The following is a 21,685-nucleotide window of genomic DNA, read 5'->3' as shown; positions in this document are numbered from 1 at the left end:
AAATTTAAAAATTTAAATGATATAATGCCGCACAAATTGCAAATTTAAGGAAGGCAATGAAAACGCTTCAAGAAAATTTAAAGCTTTTTTATCTGGGGCTTGAAAACGGCGAGCCGTTTTTGTATAAAAACAAGGATCTGACGACTCACGCGCTTATCATAGGAATGACGGGCAGCGGCAAAACGGGGCTTGGTATCACGCTGCTAGAAGAAGCCGCGATCGATAATATCCCATCCATCATCATCGACCCGAAAGGCGATCTGACAAATTTAGCTCTTACCTTTCCGCAGATGAGGGCTGAGGATTTTGAGCCCTATATCGACGAGGCCGAGGCGCAAAACAAAGGTCTTAGCGTGCACGAGTATGCCGAGCAGACCGCAAATACCTGGCGCGAGGGGATCGAGGACTCATATCAAGATCTGGCGAGAGTGGAGCTTTTGAAAAACAGCGCTGATTTTAGAATTTATACGCCCAAATCAAGCGCAGGGCTTGGGATCAGCCTACTAAGCGACTTTGAAGCGCCGAAAGGCTTAAACGAAGAGGATCTGAATAACTACGTCGGCGGTATCGCCACTAGCGTGCTAAGCCTCGCAGGGATTAGCAGTGATAATCTCAGCTCGCCGGAATTTTTACTGATCAGCCAAATTCTGTCTTATCATTTCGGCAGGGGCGAGGGGGTGAGCGTGGTGGATCTCATCGCGCAGATCGGCAACCCGCCATTCGATAAAATCGGCGTTTTCGACGTTAATACCTTCTTTCCGAGCGATAAGCGAATGGCGCTTGCGATGAAGATTAATGCGCTCATCGCAAGCCCGAGTTTTAAGCTTTGGTGCGAGGGCGAGCGACTAAATATCGCCAAGATGCTATTTGATGAAAACGGCAGGGCGAGAGCGAATATATTTTCCATCGCGCATCTAAACGACGATGAGAGGATGTTTTTCGTCACGCTGCTTTTGGGCGAGATGATCAAATGGATGCGCACCACCAGCGGCACGAGTTCCTTGCGCGCCGTGCTTTATATGGACGAAATTTACGGCTTCTTCCCGCCAAACGGCAATCCGCCGAGCAAAACCCCGATGCTTACGCTGCTAAAGCAGGCTCGCGCTTTCGGACTTAGCTGCGTTCTATCGACGCAAAACCCGGTCGATCTCGATTATAAAGGGCTTAGCAATATTGGTACGTGGTTTATCGGACGCTTGCAGACCGCGCAGGATAAAGAGCGCGTCATCAGCGGCCTAAGCGGCATCGGCTCAAATCCGATCGACAAAAGCGTTCTGATGGAGAAAATTTCAAATCTCAAAAAGCGAAATTTTTTGGTAAAAAACATCAACGAGGACGTGCTGCGGGTGATCGAGACGCGCTTTGCGCTAAGCTATCTAAAAGGCCCTTTAAGTAACGAGCAAATTTCAAATTTAATGAAAGACAAAAAGGCTGAAATTTCGTCCGGCGCCGCGCAAGGCGTCAAATCCGCCGGTGCCGCCAAGCCCGTAGTTTCCGGTGAAATTTCGCAGCTTTACAGCTACGGTGCGAGCCTTGAGCTAAGCCCGTATCTGTACGCAAGCGCAAAGATGCGATTTTGCGACAAGGGAGTCGATTTTACGCAGGAGCGCTCCTTTTTGCTTTCGCTTTCGGACGTAAGCGAAATAGATTGGGGCGAGGCAAGCACGCGAGAAGTTGCAAATTTAAGCGGACAGGAGCAGGCGGGCTCGCTCTATGGCGCGCTCCCTAGCTTTATCGCGGGAGCAAAAAATTTAAACGCTCAGCTTAAAAGCTTTAAGGAGTGGCTATATCGCAATGAAAAACTCGAGCTTTTTAGCGCGCTTGATCTGCTCTCAAAGCCGGGCGAGAGCAGGGAGGAGTTTTTCGTGCGCCTAGGCGATAAGGCAAACGAAATTTTAGAGGCCAAAACCGATGAAATCGCGGCTAAATTTGAAAAGGAAAAAGCGCGCCTTGAGGATAAAATTTCTCGCGCTAGCGAAAAATATGAGAAGGAAAAGGGCGACGTGCTAAGTCGCGGGGTGGATGCGGCGCTAAACATAGGCGGAGCGATCTTAGGCGCGTTTTTAGGTCGCTCGCGCAGCGCTAGCAACATCTCCAAGGCGATCAGCGGCGCAAAGAGCGCACATAAAATTTTAAATGAACGAAGCGAAGCCAAAAATGCCGAAAATAGCCTAAGCGCGCTACAAGAGGAGCTGGAGGTGCTTACGCAAAAATTTGAGGCTGAAGTGGACGCGCTAAAACAGAGCCTGGATCTAAAAAATATTAAACTCGAAACGAAAGAAATTTCGCCGAAGAAAACCGACATCTACGACGAGAAAATTTCGCTACTTTGGAAGAGTTAAAGGGAGAATTTTATGGATAAACTTAGTGAAATTTTAAATATCATATACGCCGCTCTCTGCGATCCTAGCTCAAAATATTTTCTAGGAGATGAGCATGGAATTCTAGGAAGCGGAATTCTTGGAATTTTATATAGGACATTTACGGCGCCGAATTTTTGGTGCTACTTTGCTGCGTATCTGATCGCTGCGATCCCCTTTGGGCTGCTGATCGGCAGATACCTAGGCGGCGTGGATATCAAAAGAGAGGGCAGCGGCTCCATAGGCGCCACCAACGTCCTTCGCGTCTTAAAAACTCACGATCCGCAAAAAGCAAAAAAGCTCGCGATCCTCACCGTCGCCTGCGACGCGCTAAAGGGCATCCTGCCGATACTAATCGCGCGGGCTTTGGGCTTTGACGAAAATGTGCTGTGGGGTATGGCGGTCTTTGCAGTGCTTGGGCATTGCTTCAGCCCGTATCTGAAATTTAACGGCGGCAAAGGCATTGCTACGGGAGCCGGCGTGCTTGCTTGCTTCATCCCTATCGAGCTTATCATCGCGCTTGCCGTTTGGTTTGTAGTCGGCAAGACGGTTAAAATTTCATCCGTAGCATCGCTTGCAGCGGCGCTTGCGCTAGTTATTGCAAGCTACGTGATCCATCCGCAGATGCCCGCGATCAACACTCATGCGCCGATCTTTCTGATAGTTTTCATCGTATTTTACAAACACGCGCCGAATATCGCCAGGCTGCTTAAGGGCGAGGAAAAGCGCGTAGTATGATTAAAATTTTAATCGAAAAGCTGGAATTTGGCACGATAATCGGGACGCTGGATTTTGAGCGCAAGCGCGAGCAGCGCGTCTGGGTGTGGGCGAAGTTCGGAGCGGAGGAATTTATCGACTATGCGCGGGTTTGCGAATATATCAAAGCGGAGTTCCGCGAGAAAAAATTTCGCCTCGTAGAGGACGCGCTAAAATACTTCGCGCAGGAGTTTCACTCAAAATTTCGATCGATGGATTATTTTTATATGAAAATTTTAAAGCCCGAAATTTTACAAGACGCGAGCGTCGGCGCAGAAATAGAGATAAAATTTTAAAATTTCTTTAAAAAATCTTGAAATTTTGCTTAAAATATGTTAAAATCGCCGCAAAATTTTAAGGCAAGGAAATTAAATGAGAATTTTAATAGTCGAGGACGAGGTGACTTTAAACAAGACGATAGCGGAGGGCTTGATGGAGTTCGGCTATCAGACGGATACTTCCGAGAGTTTTAAGGACGCAGAGTATTATATCGGCATTAGAAATTATGATTTGGTGCTAACCGATTGGATGCTAGCTGACGGCAACGGCATCGATCTCATCGCATTAGTTAAGCAAAAATCCGCGCGCACCTCCGTCGTCGTGCTATCTGCAAAAGACGATAAAGAAAGCGAGATCAAAGCGCTTCGCGCGGGCGCAGACGATTTTATCAAAAAACCTTTCGACTTTGATGTTTTAGTAGCGCGCCTTGAGGCTAGACTTCGCTTCGGTGGCTCAAATATCATCAAAATCGACGATCTTATCATCGATCCGGACGAGGAAAAGATCACATATCTAGGTCAAGAGATCGAGCTTAAGGGTAAGCCGTTTGAGGTGCTAACTCACTTGGCGCGCCACAGCGATCAGATCGTAAGCAAAGAGCAGCTGCTAGACGCTATCTGGGAGGAGCCTGAGCTCGTTACGCCAAACGTCATCGAAGTCGCGATCAATCAAATTCGCCAGAAAATGGATAAGCCTCTAAATATCTCTACGATCGAGACCGTTCGCAGACGCGGATATAGATTTTGCTTTCCACAAAAAGCTTAAGAGTCCGCTTTGTAATACAATTAGCATCCGCTTCGTTGATGCTAATTGTCATTTTTTCGGTAATGCTCTATAATTATATGAGAATTACCATCTTCGAAACTCCCGTTCAAAATTTAATCCAAAGAGCACAAAAAATCGTAGACGCTTCCGTGACGCCTGAGAAAATTTCATCTTTTTTACAAGACGCATCCGGTGAATACGAAAGCAAAATCATCGAAAACGAAAGTATCAATAAACCTAAATTTATCGAAAGCTCCGAGGGCGGCAGGAGCTATTTACAGCTGCACTATCCTTATGGTAAGGATAAAATTTTAAGCATCAAAGCAGATGTGAGCGTCTATGCAAACATCGTAAATCAAATACTCATCGACATAATTTTAGTAAATTTGACTATGATATTTTTGGTGGTGTTTTACGCGATGTTTCTCTCGCGCATGCTGCTGATGCCGATTAAGCTGATCAGCCAAAGGCTCGCTTCGGTGGATGAAAAATTTCTAAAGCCGATCGACGGAGCCGAAATCCCGAGCGAATTTAATATGCTTTCAAATAGCATAAACCGCCTACTTGAGCGCATTGAAACTTTCATTTTGTATCAAAAAGAGCTTTTTATCGGCATCGCGCACGAGCTTAAGACTCCGCTGGCGGTGATGAAAACCAAAAACGAAGTCACGCTCATCAAGCCGCGCGAGAGCGAGAAATATATCGAGGCGCTTAAAAATAACAACGATTCGATCGATAATATGAATAAGATGATCAGTTCGATCCTAGAGATCGGGCGACAGGAGGGGGCACAGTTCGAAGCGCCCGAGCAGACCGATATGATTGCATATCTACGGGAGCTATGCGTGGGCTTTAAAATTTTAGCGCGTACGGCAGGCAAGGACTTGACGATGGATCTTAAGCCCGAACAGCTTGAAATTTCGGTGCAGAAAAGCCTCTTTATGCACGTGATTCAAAATTTTATCCAAAACGCCATAAAATTTTCTCCTGATGGCGAAAAAGTACTGATCGAGAGCGAAATTTCGGATGGAGATTTCATCGTGCGGGTCGCAAACAAAGGCGAGCCGCTTAACGAAGAGATCGATTATTTTGCCCCTTTTAAGCGCTATGGTGGCAAGCCGGGGGCGGGGCTCGGGCTATTTTTAGCCAAAAATGCTGCTCAAGCGATGGGCGCGCAAGTAGATCTTAAAAACGACAAAGGGCGCTCGCTAATTGTCGCGATTTTCAAACTTCCGCTAAAAAATTTAAGAAATAGCCCGAAATTCCGCTATTTTAAAACAAAATGAAGCTTTTTATGGTATAAACGCCATAAATTTTTTCGTAAGGTAAAATTATATGTCATTGTTGATTACAAAAGAATGCATCAGTTGCGACGCGTGCCGCGAGGAATGCCCTAATGAAGCGATTTTTGAGGATGAGCCGATATACATCATAGATGCCGATCGATGTTGCGAGTGCGTAGATGATTACTCCGAGCCCGCTTGCATCGTGGTTTGTCCCGTCGAGTGTATCATCACCGACCCCGATAATATCGAGACGGCAGACGAGCTGAAATACAAACATGTCCATATGGAAATTTAAATGCCCAAGCGCGTCGCCGTCATAGATCTGGGCTCAAATTCCGCCAGAGCCGTGATTTTCGAGCGCACGAGCAGGCTTGGATTTTTCATTTTGGCCGAGCACAAGATCAAGATCCGCCTAGGCGAAGGCGCTTACGAAAACGGCGGAATTTTAACTTCCGAAGCGATGCAAAAATGCCTACTCGCATTTAAAAAATTTAAAACCCTGGTATGCAATTACAAGGCCAAACGCGTGCTTTGCATCGGTACGTCCGCGCTTCGCGATGCTCCGAATGGAGCCGAGTTTATAAATCTCGTCCGCAAGCAAACGGGCATTACAATCCGCAAGATAGACGGGCAGATGGAGGCGTATCTGGGCGCTTATGCGGCGCAGAATTTACTTAGCGACTTTTCCGAGGGCGTTACGCTTGACATCGGCGGCGGCTCGACCGAGCTTGCTTACATAAAAAACGGCAGGATAGAAAATAAAATTTCTCTAAATTTAGGCACGGTGCGGCTAAAGGAGCTGTTTTTCGACCGCGGCGACACGAAGGGGCTGGAGAAATACATAAACAGCGCGATCTCGCAGCTCGGCGCCGAGTTTCGCACGCAAAATTTAATCGTAATGGGCGGCTCCGCGCGAGCGCTTTCCGGCGCCGTGATGAGCCTGCAAAACCACCCGCTAAAAATCGTGCATAATTTCAGCTATGATTATGAAAAATACGCGCCGTTTTTTGCCAAGCTGATGAGCGCAAAGACGCTTGATCTGGCGAAATTCCCGATCAAAAAGGACCGCTACGACACAATCAGAGAGGGCGCCATCATCTTTGATAAGATCGTAAGGCGCCTGGGAGCGAAAAAGATCATCACAAGCGGCGTGGGAGTGCGAGAGGGGGCGTTTTTAAGCTCAATTCTACGCGGCGCAAACCTACCTAGAGGCTTTAATCCGAGCCTAAGAAGCCTTAAAGATCGCTTCGCTTCCGAGCCGAGCGAGGCTCCGAAGTTCGCAAAGGCGCTGTTTTGCGCGCTATCGCCTCTACACGGCTTGGGCGAAAAATATATTAAAATTCTGCAGACCGCAGCATCGCTTTGCGAGATCGGGCGGGCGATCGGCTTTTATGCCAAGCACGAAACCAGCGCGGATATGGTGCTCGGCGGGCTAAACTACCGCACGACGCACAAAGAAAAGGCGCTCATAGCCGCGATCATCTCGATGCACGGAAAGCGCGAGCTGGGCGCTACGTTCGCGCCTTTGAGCGCGATTTTGCCCGATGCCGGCAAGCTCGCCTGGCTGAGCTATATTTTGGAGCTTGCGCGCCTTCTAAGCGAAAATGCGCTAAAAAATTTAGAATTTAGCTTTGAAAACTCCACTCTTAAAATCTCCGGCGCGGATAATTTGATAATGCTTAAAGGAAGCCTTAAAAAGCTCGCAAAACCTGCGATATTTGCGATAAAATTCCTTTAAATAGCCACCCCTGCTTGTCGCGCAAGCTTAAGGCGGGCGGAGTTCGTTTAATTTTATGAGCTTGAAGCGGGCGATAAATCCCTATCAATAGCGCTTTTTAAATTTTAATTCCATTCTCGGCTAAATAATAAATGCTAAAAAATCCGTAGTCGGTGCGGACGTAAAGGCGCTCGCCTGAGATTTTAATAGCAGCAGTTTTGACGCAGTGCTCGCACTCAAACTCACCTAAGAGGCGAAAATCCTCCAAGCTGAATGCTTTAAACCTGCCATAAAAATACGTAAGAAAGATTTGATTGTTTGCGGCAAACCTCATTACGCTTCTTGGCAAGCTTTTTGGTACGCTTAGACGCTTTTTGCTTGCGACGTCCCAAAAATACAGCTCATCAAAGCCGTTATTTACGACCAAAATCGCGTCATTTTTGATAAGCCCCACGTTTAGGGAGTGGATATAACCTACGTCGCATTCGATACGGCAAAGCTCGGCGAAGTCTTTTAGGCGGTAGAGCCTAGCGATATTTTTGCCACCTTCATCCCCACAGGCTACGCAAATTTTATTGCCGAAGCCTATTGCTTTTGCAGAAAATTCCGTTTTAAAATTTAGCTTCTTGTCGCTTCCGAAAGCTAAAATTCCATCCGTGCTGCAGGCTAGAATTTCGCCGTTGCCGCTTAGAGCAGAGCTAAAGCCTCCTCCTATGATACCCCAGGCTTCAAAAAGCCTGCTGAATTTCTCTCCGTCAAAAAGAAAGAATTCGTGATCCAAATCAAGCACTAAAGCTTTTTCGGTAGCAGTCATTTTCCATGCTAAAATTTTTGGTAGCTCAATTTGCGCAAGAGTTTTTAGCTCGCCGTCCAGCACGATTAAATAATCGCAGCCGTGCTCGTCAAAATTACATTTATAGACGTAAAATTTATCCTCAAACTCGGCAAATCCAAGCGCCCCGCTGTATCCGCCGCCAATATAGGCATGCGCTATTGCCTCGCCGAATTTTGCTTCTTTGTTTTCGTAGATGAAGCCCTTTTTTAGGGCATCAACTTGCTTTTTTACGAAAGCTTTTTGCAGAGCATCGTGGTTTGCGAATTCTTTAGAGCTCAGCCTTTCTTTGTCGTTTTGTAACGTCTTTGAAATCAAACTAAGCCCTTGCGTTTGAAGTAGAATTTCTTTCTTGCCGTCGGTAAATTTTTTCATAGTAGCCCCTAGGTATAAATTTGAAATCTAATTTTAGAATTTCAAAGCTTAAACTACTGGGCGCGGCAAAGCTGCTTAAAATCTACCAAGCGCTTCTTTGACGTGATCCTCTGCCATATCGATATTCCACATCGGCTCAAAGACGAGATCGATCTCCACCTCACCGATACCCTCCACGCTCTCGGCACCCGCGCGCACCCATTCCACCATCATCTCATGCAGCGGGCACGACTGAGTCGATAGCGTCATCGTGACTTTGGCGTTGTTCGCCTCATCTACCGCTACGTCGTAGATGAGCCCCAGCGACACGACGTCAAAGCCCACCTCGGGGTCCACCACGGCGCGAAGTGCGTCGTAAATTTGCTCCTTCGTTACTTTCATTTTTCCTCTCCAAATTTTATGTAGTTAAAGATATTTACGATGTTGATTAGCACCAAAATTATGCTTGCCGCTTGCAAGATAACCGCAGGCGTTAGCGCTCCAAGGCCCGCGCATGCAAGCGCTAAGACGTTCGGCGCGCAGGCTGCATAGGCGATCTTTTTGATTATCATATCCTCAAGCATAGGGATTTTGCGCTTGCCGACGAAGGGCGAGACGTAGTGATACCAGATGAGAAAGGGCGCGATTTTATAAAGGTGCGCGACGATGAAGGCGAACAAAAAGCCGTATAGCAGCCCAAACGCCGCCGTATCCGCGCGACCCATTAGCCAAAATGCCGCGCTAAATCCCAAAGCCGCCAGCGAGATATAGACGTTTAAATTCCAATAATCGATCACTTTTCGCACGCGCCTGGCTAGGATATAGATCGCCTGAGCCGCAAAGCTCGCAAGCGCGGCAAATGCGATGAAAATTCCAAAATCTTTTAACAAAAACGGTCCTGCGAGCAGATACAGCGCCAGTGAAGCTTTTGCTAGCGCGAAGCTTAGATCGTGCGCCAGGCTAAACATCGGCAGCAGCACGCACGCAGCGCCTACGATGACGAAAAACACGAAGCCCAGCACGAAGTATATGTGATAGGATAAAATTTCTGAAAAATACACTCCGAAAATCTCCACGCCGCTAAGCGCTAGCACGAGGGCAAAGCCAAGGCTGACCCCTACGGCTAAAAACGCAGCCGAGATCGCAAGCGCTACGGCGGGGAAGCTCCATTTGGGCGTGCCGATGAAGCTTAGCGCGTAGCAGATCGTAAAATAAAATAGGCTAAGCAGCAAAACGGTGCCGCCTGCGTGCATCAAAGGGATGCTTGAAAGCAGCAACCCCGCGCTTAGCAGAGCCACGCCCGCGCCGTAGGCGAGGAGATTTAAAAACGCAAATTTGACGGTAAAAAATTCCTTTTGGATAATGACCGAAGTAAGCTGATAGAGTGCTCCGATGATTATGCTGATTACGAAACCCAGCAAAAATACGTGAAAAAAGCTCGCCGTCTGCGGCGCTTGGATCACGCCGAAATCCGCCTTTAAAAAGCTCGCCGCGCTTAACAGCAAAAAGATAAAGCCGCAGATGAAATAGCCGCCTACGATGCGAAACGGCGGCGAAAATGTCGTGATATTCATCTAAATTTTAAAGTCCTTTAGCCGTGGCACTTCGCATCGGTATCGAAGCCCTCATTGACCGCGCCCGGTTTTAGGCTGATGGTGAGCTTGACCGCGTCGCCGTCCAGATCCTCGCGTGCAATGTCAAATTTAGACTCGATCTTCGGGATCAGCCCCATCGGGAATTTATGATTGACCATGACGACCTTTTTGGTTTCGTCTTTTACGAAATTTAGCGCCACCAATGCATTTACCATCGGCTCGGGCGGGATGCATTTGCGCGAATCAAAGCCGATGTACTCCACGCCGCCTTGCGATTTTTTATAAAATTTCACCGTAGCGCCCGCCGCGTCGAACTCCTGCCAGTCTGTGAAAAAATCCATACTTGATCCTTTTTTAAAATTTCGCGCGATTATATAGCAAATTTTAAAATTTTGAAATGAGGTAGGTCAAGTCCTATTCGGAATTTGTAAATTTAGCCGAATTTTAATACACTACGCGTTAAAATTCTAAATCCGAGGACTCATTATGCAGACCATCACGATCATCGATACGTTCGGCTTTTTTTTCAGGCTCTACTACGCTATGAGCGGGCTTAAGACCAAAGACGGCAAACCCAGCGGCATGGTGAGCGGATTTGCGAGCTTCATCGCAAATCTTTCGAAGGAATTTAAGAGCGATTATATAATTTTCGCTCTGGATAGCAAGGGCAAGACCTTCCGCTCGGATATCGATCCCAACTACAAAACCAACCGCCAAGCCCCGCCGCCCGCGCTTTTGCAACAGCTGCCCGTCTGCATCGAGATGATCGAAAAGATGGGGCTTTACTCGCTCGGACGCGAGGGCTACGAGGCGGACGATCTCATCGCAAGCGTCGTCAAAAAGCACGGCGCCACGCATAAAATCAACATCGTTACCTCCGACAAGGACCTGTATCAGCTCATCGGCGAAAACGTTAAAATTTACAGCCACAGCAAAAAGATGCTTTACGGCAGAGAGGAGTGCTTGCAGCGCTACGGCGTCTATCCCGAGCAGATCGTGGATTTTTTAGCGATCTGCGGCGACAGCGCCGATAATATCCCGGGCGTGCGGGGCATCGGCGACAAGGGAGCGAAGAAGCTTTTAGACGAATGGGGCTCGCTCGATGGGATCTATTCAAATTTAGACCGCCTGCCGCAGAACAAACAGCGCGAGTATCTGATAGAGGGAAAGCAGAGCGCCTACATAAGCAAGCGCCTGGCTACGCTTTACGACGAGCTGGAAATCCCGCCTTTAGAGGACGCGAAATTTCCGCAGCAAAATCCGCTTTTTAAAATCCGCGAAATTTTAAAAGACTACGCGCTAAATAGGCTTCTTTCGGCGTTAAGCTTGCAGGAGCAAAACGGGCTTGATCTTTGGAGCGAGGGCAAAGGCATGGGCGCAAAAAGCTCCGTTTTGGGCGCGGGCGGCAAAGGCTCCGGCGCAGAGCCGTCTCGCGGCGGCTCTATCTTGGACGCTGCAGTAGGGGGGCTAGACGGGCAAAATTCTATCTCAGGCGGCTCCTCTTCAATCGGACAAAATTCCGAGAGCGCTTTTAAAACGCCCTTTGAGCCCATTTGCATTACCGATGCCGCGGAGCTTGCAAGGCTGTGCGAAGGCGTCAGCGCCGAGACCTTGGTGAGCTTCGATACGGAAACCACTAGCGTCGATAGCAAGAGCGCCAAGATCGTGGGCTTTTCGTTTGCGTTTAATGAGGAGCGCGCTTATTATGTCCCGCTCGCGCACAGCTATTTGGGCGCTCCTGCTCAAATTTCTTCGGACGCGGCAAAGGCTGCGATCGGCTCGCTGTTTCGCGGATATGTCGTGGGGCAAAATTTAAAATACGATTTTGAGATCGTGAAAAATAATTTTAATATCGAACCGCCTGCGCGTTTTGCCGATACGATGGTGCTAGCGTGGCTGCTCGATCCCGCAAACGCCGTGGGGATGGACTCTATCTCGCCGCGGTATCTTGGGTATGAGACCGTGCATTTCGGCGACGTCGTCAAAAAGGGCGAGACCTTCGCCTCCGTGGAGCTGGACGCCGCTACGATCTATGCGAGCGAGGATGCGTGGGTGACGCTGAGGTTGTATTTTAAGCTCAAACAGCTGCTCGAACCCGCGCTTTTTAAGCTCGCGCAGGAGCTTGAGTTTCCGTTCGTGCGGGTGCTTTGGCAGATGCAAAGATGCGGCATCAAGATCGACGCGGAGATGATAAAGCGCCTAATCGGGCGCAACGAAAAGTCCCTACGAGCGCTCACGGATGAAATTTATGAGCTTTGCGGCGAGCAGTTTAATATCAACTCTCCCGCTCAGCTCGGCGTCGTGCTTTTTGAGCGGCTCGGGCTTCCTGCGGCGAAGCGCACAAAGACGGGCTATAGCACCGACGAAAGCGTGCTGAAGGATCTTACCGCGCTACATCCCGCGGTGGATAAAATTTTAGACTACCGCGAGCTGTTTAAGCTGCAAAGCACCTACTGCGAGCCGCTGCTACAGCTTGCTCTTGCCGATCCGCAAAACCGCGTCAGATCGAATTTCTTGCAGACCGGCACGGCTACCGGGCGGCTAGCGAGCAAAAATCCGAACCTGCAAAATATCCCTGCGCGCGGCACCTTTGCGAAGGACGTGCGAGACTGCTTCCTAGCAGACGAAGGCTACTCGCTGATCTCGCTTGATTACTCGCAGATCGAGCTGCGCCTGCTCGCGCACTTTTCGCGCGATCCTGCGCTTTTGGCGGCGTTTAGGGCGGATGAGGACATTCACGCGCGCACCGCGATCAGTATTTTCGGCGACGCGCAGCCCGCGCACCGCACGATCGCAAAGAGTATAAATTTCGGCCTCATCTACGGCATGGGCGCGGGCAAGCTAAGCGACAGCCTAGGCATCGCGCGCGCCGAGGCGAAGGGCTATATCGAGCGCTATTTCGCGGCGTTTTCTACGATCAAGGATTTTTTGCAAAGCATAAAATCAGACGCGAAAGAGGACGGCTACGTAAGCACGCTTTTTGGGCGCAGGCGCTATTTCGACTTCGCAAACGCGCGCAACAACATGGTCTATGCGAGTTACGAGCGCGAGGCGGTGAATACGAAATTTCAAGGCTCCGCCGCCGACATCATCAAAAAGGCGATGGTTGAGATTTCGCCGCTGCTAAGTGGCGAAGCGCGGCTGATATTGCAGATCCACGATGAGCTGATTTTCGAGGTGCGGGACGAGGCGGCGCAGAGCTTCGGCGAGCGCGCGCAAGAGATTATGCAAAGTGCGGCGAGCCTGAACGTGCCCTTAAAGACGAGCCTAAACATCGCCAAGCGCTGGGGCGAGCTGAAGTAGCTACGCTAAATTTAAAACGCGGCTAAAATTTTAAGCGAAATTTAAACGGCGCGAAATTTTAAATTTTGAGCAGGACGGGGCTTAAATTTGTCCAGTTTAAAATTTGGCTCATCAAATTTTAAACCGAGCGATTGCAAATAGCTGGCGCGGTGGGGCACAGATCCGCCGCCGTCTTTAAAATTTTGATTAAATTTAAGCTCCCCACTCGGCAATATCAAACGGCGGTTAGATAGATTTATCCAAATTAAATTTAAACGATGTGTTTTAACAAGAGGTCTGGATAAATCTTGCCGTGCATATAAATTAAAATTTCATTTCAACGCCGTAGTGGCAGAATTTTTAAATTTAAATTTTACGCAAAGCCGCGTCCCTCGTGAAATTTAACGAGTGAAAATTCATACAAAATTTAGCCCGCGAGAAAATAGACATAGGTTTTGCGAAAAGGAATTTTTAGAAAATGAAATGAGCGGTAGGAGGTCTTTTTAAACCCACCCTGCGTGCCGGTCCGTAAAAACCGGCGCCCTTATAGCTTCACGAGCGAAGCTATAAGGATTTCGGACTAAATTTTGGCATGAATTCTGCGCGCTCGCGTAAATTTTACAAGCCTGTATAGAAATTTCGCGAGCTTGCGCAAATTTCGCGCCGCCTATTTTTTAGATTTTTCTAGCGCGGCGGTAAGGTCTGCTATGAGATCGTCGGCGTTTTCGATGCCTATGGCTAGGCGCAGCAAATTTTGACTGATGCCGATGCGCTCTTGCAGCTCGCGCGGATAGCTCTCATGCGTCATCGACGCGGGGTGGCAGATCAGGCTCTCTACGCCGCCCAGGCTCACGGCTAGATCAAATAGCTCAAGGCTGCGCGCAAAGGTTTTATAGTCGTATTGCGGCTTAAGTACCAGCGAGATGACCGCTCCGATGCCGCTGGCTTGGCGATCTTGTATCTTTTTCTCGCTCTCAGAATGCGAGCCTGCGAAATTTACCGCCTCTACCGCAGGATTGCCGCGTAAAAATTCTATTATCTTTAGCGTATTTTCGCTCTGACGGTCGAAGCGCACGCTTAGTGTTTTAAGCCCGCGTATGAGCGAATACGCGTCGGTAGGCGATAGCGTCGCGCCCAGAGTGTTTTTCATAAACTGAATTCTTGCGGCAAGCTCGTCGTCATTCGTCGTAACGATGCCGGCGATCAGATCGGCATGCCCGCCTATGTATTTGGTCGCGCTATAAACTACGACGTCTGCGCCGTGCTCTAGCGGGCGCTGATAATACGGGGTTAAGAAGGTATTATCCATCACCACAAGCGCGCCGTTTTTATGCGCGAGCTCGCTGATGCGCTCAATGTCGGTTACGCGCAAAAGCGGATTTGAGGGCGTTTCGATGAAGACCATTTTAACGTCGCTTGGAATTTCGGTCATCAAATTTAGATCGTCCACCAAGTCGTAATTGATCCCTTGATTTTTAAAAATCCCGCTTACGTAGCGATAGGTGCCACCGTAGACGTTATTATTTAGCAGCACGCGATCGCCGCTTTTAAGCAGCGCAAACGCAGCGCTCGTAGCCGCCATTCCCGAGGCTAGCGCGAAGGCGTATTTGCTGCCTTCAAATTTTGCGAAAAGTTCCTCGAAGGCGTTGCGCGTAGGATTTGCGCCGCGTGAATAGGCGTATTTGCCGAAATCATCCAGGCTTTCTTGCACGAAGGTGCTGGCTAGATATATCGGCGGAATCACCGCGTTGTGAGGGTTGGACTTAGCCTCTATGCCCTTTACGATTAGGGTATCTATTTTCATCTTTTCTCCTTAAAATTTAATGGATTTAAAAGCTCATCGCTCCGATAAATTTAGCTATGCGCTCGTCGCCGCTACCGAAGAATTCCTCTGCGTCGCCGTCGAATGCGATAACTCCGCCGTCTAAGAATAAAATTCTATCTGCGATCTTGCGTGCAAAGCCCATATTGTGCGTGACGATGATAAGCGAGCGATCCTCTGCGGCAAGCTCGGCTATAGTCTTTAGCACCTGCGCCTCAAGCTCGGGATCAAGCGCACTCGTAGGCTCATCCAGCAGCAAAAACTCAGGCTGCATCGCAAGCGCTCGCGCGATCGCCACGCGCTGGCTCTGACCGCCGGAGAGGCGAGCCGGATACGCGCCAGCTTTATCCGCCATGCCGACCTTTTTTAGTAGAGCCATTGCATTTGCCTCGGCAAGCTCGCGTGGCTGCTTTAGCACGTGTACGGGTGCTTCGATGACGTTTTGCAAGACGTTGAGGTGCGGAAAGAGATTGAAGCTTTGAAAAACCATGCCCGTATGCGCGCGGAATGGATGATATTCGCTTGTTTTATGCGGAGCATCGAAATTTATCTTAAACTCGCCTAGCTGTAGCTCGCCGCCGCTTGGAATTTCGAGCAGATTTATGCAGCGCAGCATCGTAGATTTGCCGGAGCCGGAGCTTCCTAAAATCACTGTCGTTTGCCCGTCGCGAAATTCTAAGCTTAGCCCATTTAGCACGACGTGATCGCCGAAGCGCTTAGTTAAGTTCGTAAATTTTATCATCACACGAACCTTGAAAATCGTCGCTCTAACTTGGATTGCAAGAACGTAAGAAGGGTGCAGACTGCTAGATAAAATAGCGCCGCCAGCACGTATAGCGTAAGCGGATCGAATGCCCGTGCGGCGATACGTTGAGCGACCATAAACATATCAACCATCGTAATCGAGGCTACGAGCGAGGTATCTTTAAGCGTAGAGATAAATATATTTGATAGCGGCGGCAGCGATATGCGCGCTGCTTGCGGAGCAATAATGCGGCGCAGAATTTGAGCGTAGCTCATGCCTAAAGAGGTAGCCGCCTCCCATTGTCCCTTTGGCACTGATAGGATCGCAGCTCGCACCGCCTCTGAAGCGTAAGCGCCGATATTGAGGCTAAAGGTAATGATCGCAGCAGCCCAAACATCAAGTGTGATCCCAACGATTGGAAGTCCGAAATAGACGATAAAAAGCTGCACCAAAAGCGGAGTGCCGCGAAAAATCCAAATATAAATTTCGCTTAGCTGCTTTAAAATTTTAAAATTTGCGATGCGTGCGACCGCCGTCAGCACCGCAAGCACGAGCCCGAGCAGAAATGAGATTATCGTAAGCGGGATCGTAACTTGCAGCAGGGCTAGCGCCATCGGCTCTAGCGAGCTGCTAACAAGCTCTAGAATTCTGCTTGTTTCGTTCATTCACTCACATCTTTGCCGAAATATTTAAGCGAAATTTCTTTTAGCCTGCCTTCGGCTTTGAGTTCGTTTAAGGCTTTGCTGATTTGATCTGCGAGCTCTTTATTGCCCTTCTGCACGATCGCAGCGCTATAATCGACGTCTTTTAGCTTTGCGGCGATCTTAATCGGAGCGTCCGGACGTTGTTTTAAAAAGTCGTAAAATACGGTATTATCGCGCACGACGGTATCTACGCGGCGAGCGATCAGCAGCTCCATACTTTTAGCGAAACTATCTACAGTTACGTTTTGCGCGCCGTATTTTTTAGCGACTTGTGCCCAGTTGCTGGTAGCGGAGTCTGCATTTTTCTTGCCTTTTAAATCCTCGAAGCTTTTAATGTCGTTGTTATCTTTATGCACGATAATAGCTCCGTAAACGACGGTGTAGGGCACAGAATACTCATATTTTTTCTTGCGCTCATCAGTAATGCTTACTTGATTAAACACAGCGTCTGCCTTGCCTGCATCAAATGCTGCAAGCATCGCATCCCAAGGCGCGGTTAGAAATTCTATTTTTAGACCAAGCTTTTCGGCGACTGCGCGCGCGACATCTACGTCGTATCCTACGAGCTCATTTTTGTCGTTATAATACGAAAATGGCGAAAAGGTGCCTTCCGTAGCTACTTTAAGCGTGCCTTCGCGTAGTGTTTTAGAGTTTGCGCCGCATATTAAAAGCGCGCACGCAAGCAAAGTTTTTATTAAATTTTTCATAATTCCTCCAAAATTTTATGAGCGAAATTTAAAATGCAAAATTCCGCTCAGCTAAGTTTAAAATTCCACGCTTCAACTAAGCGGTCGTAGAATTTATTCCGTAATGTCTTTGCCAAAATATTTAAGTGAAATTTCTTTCAGCACGCCTTTTTGCTTTAGCGATTTTAGCGCGGAATTTATCTGCGCCGTCAGCTCGTCGTCCTTTTTAAGCAGCACGGCGGAATAGATCGGCTCATTGCCTTGAGCTGCGATCTTTAGCGGGGCGTTTGGGCGCTGCTTCATATAGTCGAAAAATGTGATGTTGTCGTTGATCGTAGCGTCTGCGCGACGAGCTATGATAAGCTCCACGCCCTTGCTAAATCCGTCTGCTGTAACGATCTCGGCGCCATAGCTGCGCGCCATGTCAGCCCAGTTACTGGTAGCGGAGTGGACGCTTTTTTTGCCTTTAAGATCCGCAAAACTCTTAATCCCTTCATTGTCAGCTCGCACTACTAGCGCAGCATAAGCCACGGTATAAGGCTCGCTGAAATTATATTTTTTCTTGCGCTCCTGCGTGATGCTTACTTGATTCATCGCTATGTCTGCTTTGCCTGCGTCAAATGCCGCGAGCATCGCATCCCACGGCGCGGTTAAAAATTCCGCCTTTAGCCCTAGCTCTTTTGCTAGTGCGCGAGCGATATCGACATCAAAGCCGGTAAGATTATTTTTCTCGTCATAGAAAGAATACGGCGAGTAAGTCCCCTCTGTGGCTATTACGAGCGTGCCCTCTTTGAGCGTCTTAGCGCTTATGGTGGCGGTGATCAGCGCTGTTGCGAGCAGGGCTTTAAATATTTTCATTACATCTCCTTGAAATTTAGCTATCGCTCGCGCTGCGAGCAGATGCGCGATTATATCGTGCGGAATATATAATTTTTATTAAAAATTTTAAATTTTAGTAAGACGTGATACAAAATTTCGCCTGTATGGCAAAGCTTTAGCGTCATATATTTTTAAAATTCTGACAGAGGTGATTTATAAAATTTCAAGTTTATTTGATAAAAGTATCGCAGACCGAATTTGGCCTGCGATACAAAATAAAATTTGCAAGTATTTCGAGGCGATTTTTTTGAGTTAGAAGCTAAAATTTTGCGCAAGCTAGACTTCTGCTTGCAGTTGCGAGCGCAAGAGAAGCAAAATTTCTCTCAAAAGCGCTCGCAAGATAAGCCTTTTAGAAAAAGACGAGCCGCTAACGAATTTGTCCGCCTCCGCGGACGACGTATTTGTAGGTCGTGAGCTCCCTCACCCCCATCGGCCCTCTGGCGTGCAGCTTTTGCGTGCTGATGCCGATCTCGCCGCCGAATCCAAACTCGCTGCCGTCGCTAAAACGCGTCGAAGCGTTGGCGTAGACGACCGCGCTACCGACCTCGTTTAAAAACCGCTCGATGTTTGCATAATCGGCGCTTAAAATCGCGTCCGAATGGCCGCTAGAATGCGCGTTTATAAAGCTGATCGCCTCACCCGTATCCCGCACGGCGCGCACGGCTAGCACGAGATCCAAAAACTCGGCGCCAAAGTCGCTCTCGCTAGCCGTTTTGACGTTTTTTGCGCCTCGCAACTCCGACTCGCACGCATTAAAAAGCTCCGAACTCACGCGAAACTCGACCTCTGGCATTTCGCGCACAAGCTCAGGCAAAATTTCGCCCGCCACGCGCTCATGCAAAAGCACGCACTCTACGGCGTTGCAGACGCTAGGGCGCTGGGTTTTGGCGTTTTTGATTATCTTTGCCGCTTCGCTCAAATTTGCGCTCTCATCGACAAAGATGTGGCAAACTCCCTCACCCGTCATGATGATCGGTACGGTCGCGTTTTGCGCGATAAAATCTTTTAAGCTCTTGCCGCCGCGCGGTATCAAAACGTCGATATACTCGCTCATTTTCGCCATTTTCGCCACTACTTCGCGTTCGGCGCTCTCCACGAGCTGCACTGCACCCGTCGGTAAGCCAAATTTCGCCCCGGCTTCGTTAAATAAATTTACTAAAAAGATGTTTGAATTTAGCGCGCTTGCACTGCCTCGCAGGATCGCTGCATTGCCGCTTTTTAGCGCCAGAGCCGCCGCGTCGATACTGACGTTTGGACGGCTCTCGTAGATGATGCCGAGCACACCCAGTGGCACGCGCACGCGGCTGATTTGCATGCCGTTTGGATGGCTCCAGCCGCCTAGATTTTCGCCCACGACCTCTGCAAATCCCGCCACTTCGCGCACGCCCTGCGCCATCGCCTCGATACGGGCGTCGGTTAGCCTTAGACGGTCTAGCAGCGCTGCGTTCAAGCCTGATCTCTCGCCATTTGCAAGGTCTTTGGCGTTTGCCGCTTTTATCGCATCCTTTTGCGCGAGCAGCTCGTCCGCCACGGCGTTTAAAATTTCAAATTTAGCCTTGCTACCAAGTCTCAAAAGCTCGCCGCAAGCGGCCTTTGCGCGCTTACAGATCTCTAAAATTTCGTTCATTTTCGCTCCTTAATCTATAAATCAAATAGCGTGTTGCGTATATAAATGCCGCAAGCGTCGCTTCTATCGCGTCTAAAATTCCTGCGCGTCTTATTTTTATCCGCGCACGACGGCTTAAATTTAGCGCGCTTTGGGCCATTTTATTTCGGATTTTCTTGCGTCAAAATTTCGCTTACTCGCCAGGCATTACGCCCAACCTTCTCATTCCAATTCGCGCATAGCGCTTTTACGTAATCCGCCGGCTCATATCCGCGCAGTTCAAAAACGTCTAGCTCGCCGTTTTTATCGGCGTCCGGTTCGTCAAATTTTGCCGTCCACGCCGCGCCCGCCAAGAGTAGTGCAAAAAAATATAATCTTTTTCATCTACGCCTTCCGTTTGAAATTTTAAACGCACAGAACACGGCTAAAATTTCATTGCAGCGCGATATTATCCGCGTGGATCGCGTCATCGTCGCTTTTGTAGCCTAAAGCATGCTCTATCTCATCGCTTTTTGCGCCCGCTATGCGCTCAAGCTCGCAGCTTGAATAGTTGCTAATGCCGTGCGCCAGCAGCTTGCCGTCGGTCGCGTAGACGTTTACGATCTCGCCGCGCTCAAACTCGCCGCGCACCTCGGCAATCCCGACCGCAAGCAGGCTTTTGCCCGATTTTATCGCCTCTGCCGCCCCTGCGTCGATAATCACCGCGCCTTTGCTAATCGCGCCGTATGCGAGCCAGTATTTACGCGAGCTAAGTCGCGCCGCGCCCGCGCTAAAGAGGGTGCCGACCTCCTCGCCCGCCGCTATCTTAAGCAAAATCCCGTCCGTCCGCCCGTTTGCGATGATCAGACTAGTGCCGATCTGATTTGCCATTTGCGCCGCCGCGATCTTGGTCGCCATGCCGCCCGTGCCGAATTTACTGCCCTCGCCGCCTGCCATTTTGACGACGCGCTCGTCGATTTTTTCAATAAAGCTTAAAAGTTTCGCGTCCGTATGCTCGCTCGGATTTTTATCGTAAAGCCCGTCGATGTCGCTTAAAATCACGAGCAGATCCGCATCGATTAGCCCCGCAACGAGAGCGCTTAGCGTGTCATTATCGCCTACTTTCAGTTCGTCTGCTACGACGGGATCGTTTTCGTTGATAATCGGCACGATGCCGCGCGAGAGCAGTTCTGCGCAGACGTTTCGCACGCTAAGATAGCGCGCTCTGTCGCTAAAATCGCCTCGGCTTAACAGCAGCTGCGCGATAATGCGGTCATGCGCCCAAAATAGCCGCTCGTAAAGATGCATCAGTGCGACCTGTCCGACCGCCGCTAGAGCCTGCTTGCGGCTTAAAATTTTAGGTCTTTGCGCGATACCGAGCAGCCCCATACCCGCGCCCACGGCGCCCGAGCTTACCAAAGCCACGCAAAAGCCCGCATCTTTTAGCTTGCAAATTTGCGCGACTAGACTTTTGATGAGCCGCTCATTTAGCGAACCGTCCGCATTGGTAAGCGTTGAAGTACCGATCTTTACGACGATACGTTTTGCGCCGCTCAGAAGCTCTTTTCTACCCATTTTCCGCTCCGAAATTTTTGAAAATTATATCGAAAACGGCTTATTTTAAATTTTATGTTTTGAGCTGAGTGGATGCGAGCTTTGGTTAAAATTTATTCCCGAATAAAATTCGGCAGCTTCCAAATACGAGAGATAAAATTTTTTGGGTAAAAGTTTGATTATAAAGTAGTCGTATTTGGCGTAGTAAATTTTCTTATAAATCGTAGAGATGGTCTGTCTATGAAGATCATAACGGGAGTCCGACTCCCGTTATCGTGTGAATTTTGCCGGCTTAAAATTTGCCGAATTCTTGCTAAAGCGCGGCGTTGAGGTTTAGTTGCATCTCGACGTCGTCGCTAACGAGCAAAATTTTCTTCATTTTAGCCTACTTTTTGGTGACGTTATCCTCTTTGTTCTCTACCTTCGGCCCCACATAATCCTCCCCGAAATAAGCCTTTTTTATCTCTTCTTTTTTGATTGCGGC

General features: G+C 48.9%; 20 protein-coding genes. 8 read left to right on the top strand and 12 right to left on the bottom strand.

Features of this window, described 5'->3' with window-relative positions:
• Positions 1-56 precede the first annotated feature (56 nt).
• The 7 genes from Q0224_RS06315 (at position 57) to Q0224_RS06285 (ending at position 7,184) form a co-directional block, all read left to right on the top strand.
• Positions 57-2,342 (top strand): DUF87 domain-containing protein, encoded by a 2,286-nt coding sequence (locus Q0224_RS06315; RefSeq protein WP_297949946.1) that lies wholly within the window; start codon positions 57-59, stop codon positions 2,340-2,342.
• Positions 2,343-2,354: 12 nt separating this feature from the next.
• Positions 2,355-3,098, top strand: a complete 744-nt coding sequence (gene plsY / locus Q0224_RS06310; protein ID WP_297949944.1) for a glycerol-3-phosphate 1-O-acyltransferase PlsY — start codon at positions 2,355-2,357, stop codon at positions 3,096-3,098.
• Positions 3,095-3,412 carry a dihydroneopterin aldolase gene (locus tag Q0224_RS06305; protein ID WP_291939954.1) on the top strand — a complete coding sequence of 106 codons (318 nt, stop codon included), beginning with the start codon at positions 3,095-3,097 and terminating at the stop codon, positions 3,410-3,412. Before plsY ends, Q0224_RS06305 begins: the two co-directional genes overlap by 4 nt.
• 76 nt (positions 3,413-3,488) lie before the next feature.
• Positions 3,489-4,160 carry a homeostatic response regulator transcription factor HsrA gene (gene hsrA / locus Q0224_RS06300; RefSeq protein ID WP_005871260.1) on the top strand — a complete coding sequence of 224 codons (672 nt, stop codon included), beginning with the start codon at positions 3,489-3,491 and terminating at the stop codon, positions 4,158-4,160.
• A 38-nt stretch (positions 4,161-4,198) separates the two neighbouring features.
• Positions 4,199-5,446, top strand: coding sequence for a HAMP domain-containing sensor histidine kinase (locus Q0224_RS06295; protein ID WP_297949941.1), 1,248 nt, complete (start codon positions 4,199-4,201; stop codon positions 5,444-5,446).
• 49 nt (positions 5,447-5,495) lie between these two features.
• Positions 5,496-5,741, top strand: coding sequence for a YfhL family 4Fe-4S dicluster ferredoxin (locus Q0224_RS06290; RefSeq protein ID WP_005871264.1), 246 nt, complete (start codon positions 5,496-5,498; stop codon positions 5,739-5,741).
• A complete protein-coding gene (locus Q0224_RS06285; RefSeq protein WP_297949939.1) occupies positions 5,742-7,184 on the top strand; it encodes a Ppx/GppA phosphatase family protein in 1,443 nt (480 codons plus the stop codon).
• A 97-nt stretch (positions 7,185-7,281) separates the two neighbouring features.
• On the opposite strand, the gene Q0224_RS06280 is transcribed toward Q0224_RS06285, so the two are convergent.
• The 4 genes from Q0224_RS06280 to Q0224_RS06265 all read right to left on the bottom strand — a co-directional run bounded on the left by Q0224_RS06280 (position 7,282) and on the right by Q0224_RS06265 (position 10,285).
• Positions 7,282-8,370, bottom strand: coding sequence for a hypothetical protein (locus tag Q0224_RS06280; protein WP_297949937.1), 1,089 nt, complete (start codon positions 8,368-8,370; stop codon positions 7,282-7,284).
• 75 nt (positions 8,371-8,445) lie between these two features.
• Positions 8,446-8,751 (bottom strand): metal-sulfur cluster assembly factor, encoded by a 306-nt coding sequence (locus tag Q0224_RS06275; protein ID WP_297879927.1) that lies wholly within the window; start codon positions 8,749-8,751, stop codon positions 8,446-8,448.
• Positions 8,748-9,923, bottom strand: a complete 1,176-nt coding sequence (locus Q0224_RS06270; RefSeq protein ID WP_297949935.1) for a peptidase M50 — start codon at positions 9,921-9,923, stop codon at positions 8,748-8,750. Before Q0224_RS06270 ends, Q0224_RS06275 begins: the two co-directional genes overlap by 4 nt.
• Positions 9,924-9,940: 17 nt before the next feature.
• Complete coding sequence (locus Q0224_RS06265; RefSeq protein ID WP_297949933.1) at positions 9,941-10,285, bottom strand: hypothetical protein; 345 nt, start codon at positions 10,283-10,285, stop codon at positions 9,941-9,943.
• A 145-nt stretch (positions 10,286-10,430) separates the two neighbouring features.
• On the opposite strand from Q0224_RS06265, the gene polA reads away from it, so the two are divergent.
• Entirely contained in the window at positions 10,431-13,247 is a 2,817-nt protein-coding gene (gene polA / locus Q0224_RS06260) for a DNA polymerase I (protein WP_297949931.1), read from the top strand.
• Between the two features lie 646 nt (positions 13,248-13,893).
• On the opposite strand, the gene Q0224_RS06255 is transcribed toward polA, so the two are convergent.
• The 8 genes from Q0224_RS06255 to proB all read right to left on the bottom strand — a co-directional run bounded on the left by Q0224_RS06255 (position 13,894) and on the right by proB (position 21,222).
• Complete coding sequence (locus Q0224_RS06255) at positions 13,894-15,030, bottom strand: PLP-dependent aspartate aminotransferase family protein (RefSeq protein WP_297949930.1); 1,137 nt, start codon at positions 15,028-15,030, stop codon at positions 13,894-13,896.
• A 25-nt stretch (positions 15,031-15,055) separates the two neighbouring features.
• Positions 15,056-15,790, bottom strand: a complete 735-nt coding sequence (locus Q0224_RS06250; RefSeq protein WP_297949929.1) for an amino acid ABC transporter ATP-binding protein — start codon at positions 15,788-15,790, stop codon at positions 15,056-15,058.
• Positions 15,790-16,458, bottom strand: coding sequence for an amino acid ABC transporter permease (locus Q0224_RS06245; protein WP_005871287.1), 669 nt, complete (start codon positions 16,456-16,458; stop codon positions 15,790-15,792). Before Q0224_RS06245 ends, Q0224_RS06250 begins: the two co-directional genes overlap by 1 nt.
• The gene (locus Q0224_RS06240) at positions 16,455-17,204 is read right to left on the bottom strand and encodes an amino acid ABC transporter substrate-binding protein (RefSeq protein WP_297949927.1); all 750 of its coding nucleotides are present in this window, start codon (positions 17,202-17,204) and stop codon (positions 16,455-16,457) included. Before Q0224_RS06240 ends, Q0224_RS06245 begins: the two co-directional genes overlap by 4 nt.
• Before the next feature lie 93 nt (positions 17,205-17,297).
• A complete protein-coding gene (locus Q0224_RS06235; protein WP_297949925.1) occupies positions 17,298-18,041 on the bottom strand; it encodes an amino acid ABC transporter substrate-binding protein in 744 nt (247 codons plus the stop codon).
• Positions 18,042-18,429: 388 nt separating this feature from the next.
• Positions 18,430-19,689 (bottom strand): glutamate-5-semialdehyde dehydrogenase, encoded by a 1,260-nt coding sequence (locus tag Q0224_RS06230; RefSeq protein ID WP_297949923.1) that lies wholly within the window; start codon positions 19,687-19,689, stop codon positions 18,430-18,432.
• 140 nt (positions 19,690-19,829) lie between these two features.
• A complete protein-coding gene (locus Q0224_RS06225) occupies positions 19,830-20,021 on the bottom strand; it encodes a hypothetical protein (RefSeq protein WP_297949921.1) in 192 nt (63 codons plus the stop codon).
• 79 nt (positions 20,022-20,100) lie between these two features.
• Positions 20,101-21,222, bottom strand: a complete 1,122-nt coding sequence (proB, locus tag Q0224_RS06220) for a glutamate 5-kinase (RefSeq protein WP_297949919.1) — start codon at positions 21,220-21,222, stop codon at positions 20,101-20,103.
• Between the last annotated feature and the right edge of the window lie 463 nt (positions 21,223-21,685).

Source organism: uncultured Campylobacter sp. (assembly GCF_938002845.1).
Classification (GTDB): domain Bacteria; phylum Campylobacterota; class Campylobacteria; order Campylobacterales; family Campylobacteraceae; genus Campylobacter_B.
Note: the sequence above shows the minus strand (reverse complement) of the source record. Positions and strands in the feature narration are given on the sequence as shown.